This is a genomic window from Planctomycetota bacterium (assembly GCA_035574235.1).
In the GTDB taxonomy this organism is placed as follows: Bacteria; Planctomycetota; MHYJ01; order MHYJ01; family JACPRB01; genus DATLZA01.
The window spans coordinates 1-2,006 of sequence record DATLZA010000052.1 but is presented as its reverse complement, the minus strand read 5'-3'; the positions used below and the strand labels follow the sequence as shown (position 1 = coordinate 2,006).

Annotated in this window: 3 protein-coding genes and 1 tRNA gene; 1 reads left to right on the top strand and 3 read right to left on the bottom strand. The window is 66.2% G+C overall.

The features are described from left to right. Window positions 1-130: 130 nt before the first annotated feature. The 3 genes from VNO22_04090 to VNO22_04080 all read right to left on the bottom strand — a co-directional run bounded on the left by VNO22_04090 (window position 131) and on the right by VNO22_04080 (window position 1,388). Window positions 131-622, bottom strand: a complete 492-nt coding sequence (locus tag VNO22_04090; GenBank protein ID HXG60533.1) for an RNA polymerase sigma factor — start codon at window positions 620-622, stop codon at window positions 131-133. A gap of 29 nt (window positions 623-651) precedes the next feature. Next, window positions 652-1,230 (bottom strand): TetR/AcrR family transcriptional regulator, encoded by a 579-nt coding sequence (locus tag VNO22_04085; protein ID HXG60532.1) that lies wholly within the window; start codon window positions 1,228-1,230, stop codon window positions 652-654. A 73-nt stretch (window positions 1,231-1,303) separates the two neighbouring features. After that, a tRNA-Leu gene (locus VNO22_04080) sits at window positions 1,304-1,388 on the bottom strand. 169 nt (window positions 1,389-1,557) lie between these two features. Between VNO22_04080 and VNO22_04075 the strand changes: the two genes are divergently transcribed. After that, window positions 1,558-1,869: a hypothetical protein gene (locus VNO22_04075; GenBank protein HXG60531.1), complete on the top strand. Its 312-nt coding sequence runs from the start codon at window positions 1,558-1,560 to the stop codon at window positions 1,867-1,869. The last annotated feature ends 137 nt before the right edge of the window (window positions 1,870-2,006 follow it).

Sequence of the window (2,006 nt, the reverse complement as noted above, 5' to 3'; positions counted from 1 at the left end):
GGACGCGGCCGCGCGGGCGCTGGCGCCGGGGGAGCCGCTGCCGATCGGGGCGGTGACGGCGCTTCTGGGGGCTCCCTTTTTCATTTCGCTCCTGCGCCGGCGGGCCGCGCGCCCCTGAGGGCGCGGCGGCTCAGTTGAGCGACACGGAGGAAGCCAGGCGCCGCTTGAGCGTCCGCCGGGCCCGCCAGAGCCGGGACATGACCGTGCCCACGGGGATTCCCAGCTTCTCCGCGATCACCTGATAGGGCGAATCCTCGAGCGCGGCCATGAGGAAGACCTTCCGGTAGTCCTCGGGCAGGTCGCTGACGGCGCGGGCCAGCTCGTCGCTCACTTCGAGATCCGCGGGCTCTTCCTCCACGGGATCGAAGCCCTCGGGATAGGGGCCCTCGCGCGCGACCTGCTTGTGCCGGTAGGCGCTCATGACGTTGTTGTAGAGGATCCTCATGAGCCAGGCGCGGAGGTTCGTGCCGGGGACGAAGCGGTCGGCATGACGCAGGGCCTTCACGTAGGTTTCCTGCACCATGTCCTCGGCCAGAGCTTCGTCGCCGTGGCAGAACTTCAGCGCCGCGCGCAGGAGCGCGGGACGGTGGGTCTCGATCAGGTGCTCGAACTTCGTTTCCATGACGCCCCTCTACTTAGAAACGACGGTATCTAATTTGGGTTCGCCAAAAGCTCCAGGGCCTGCCGGAATCCCCGCTCCAGCGGCGCCACGTCCTTAAGGCTTTTCGAAAGAAGGATCAGCCCCTCGATCGAGCCGAAAAGGAGGTACGACGCCGCGCGGGGGTCCACGTCCCGCCGGAACGTTCCCTCCCGGACGCCCTGGGCCACGATGTCGGCGATTCCCGCCATGCACTCCTCGAAAAACTCGGCCAGGCGCTGCCGGAATCCCGGATGGGAGTCCGAGAGCTCCTGGGCGAGGTTGCCGAGGGGGCAGCCGCCCCGGCACCCGTTTTCCTCCATCTTTTTGACGAACAGCCGGTGAAGCTGTTGGAGTTTTTCGAGGGGCGCCAGCCGCCGGTTCACGAAGATCGGAGCGATCTCCTTGCGCAGCTCCTCGAAGGTGCGTTCGAGGACCTCGTACGCCAGGGTTTCCTTGGACTTGAAATGATAGTAAAAGTTGGATGGGGAAACCCCGGCGGCCTCGAGGATGTGGTCCACGCTGGTGGCCTGATACCCCCGGCGGCCGAAGATCTCCGCGGCGGTGGCGATGAGCTTCTCCCGGTTTCCCATAGGTAGTAACGTTATACTCTACTCGCGGGGGTTTGTCAAGAGGGGTTCGGGATTGGGGTCACGGGAGGGGGGTTGGTGGGCGGGGCGAGACTCGAACTCGCACGCCTTGCGGCATACGCCCCTCAAACGTACGTGTCTGCCAATTCCACCACCCGCCCACGTTCCGTTCGGGGAGGGCTTTTATTCTTAGCGGTCCCGCGGGCGGGAGGCAAGGCTTTTTTGCGCCGGCGCGCCGCCGGTGGGGAAACCGATTTCGTAACCGTCAGGTATTCAGAGGGTCGGATAGCGTAGAATCCTCAAAGGAGACGCCGTTTTGGGAGGTGTCGTATGGCGCTGCGCTTCTTCGCCGCGGCCGCTTTGGCCGGCCTGGCCGCTTCCTGCGCCCCGCCGCCCCTCTTCGAGAAGGTCGATGAGGGCCCCATCCCGGGCATCGAGGAAGGGATGTACCCCGAGGAGGTCGTCAAGGCGCTCGGGCAACCCGCGCGCCGCGCCGACGGCTGGTGGTCCAACGACGCGATCCGCTTCGACATGGACTACCGCGTCTGGTACTACGACCGCGTGGGGCGCGTCATTTTCCACCGCGACACCAAGCGCGTGGTCGCTTCGGAGAAGGATCCCACGGTCGGAATGAGCTTTTGAGGCTCACCGTCCGCGGAAGACGATCTCGAAGTCGAATCCCTCGGGCGTGAAGCGGCCGGAGGCTTCGACGCGCGCCCAGCCGGCCAGGCGGGCGGCCCAGGCGTCGAGGTCCGCCAGAAAACGGTCCCGCGCCGCCC

Bases quoted from the DNA above. Each gene is read 5' to 3' on its own strand.
- VNO22_04075 (HXG60531.1), top strand. From the start codon at position 1,558: ATGGCGCTGCGCTTCTTCGCCGCGGCCGCTTTGGCCGGCCTGGCCGCT.
- VNO22_04085 (HXG60532.1), bottom strand. From the start codon at position 1,230: ATGGGAAACCGGGAGAAGCTCATCGCCACCGCCGCGGAGATCTTCGGC.
- VNO22_04090 (HXG60533.1), bottom strand. From the start codon at position 622: ATGGAAACGAAGTTCGAGCACCTGATCGAGACCCACCGTCCCGCGCTC.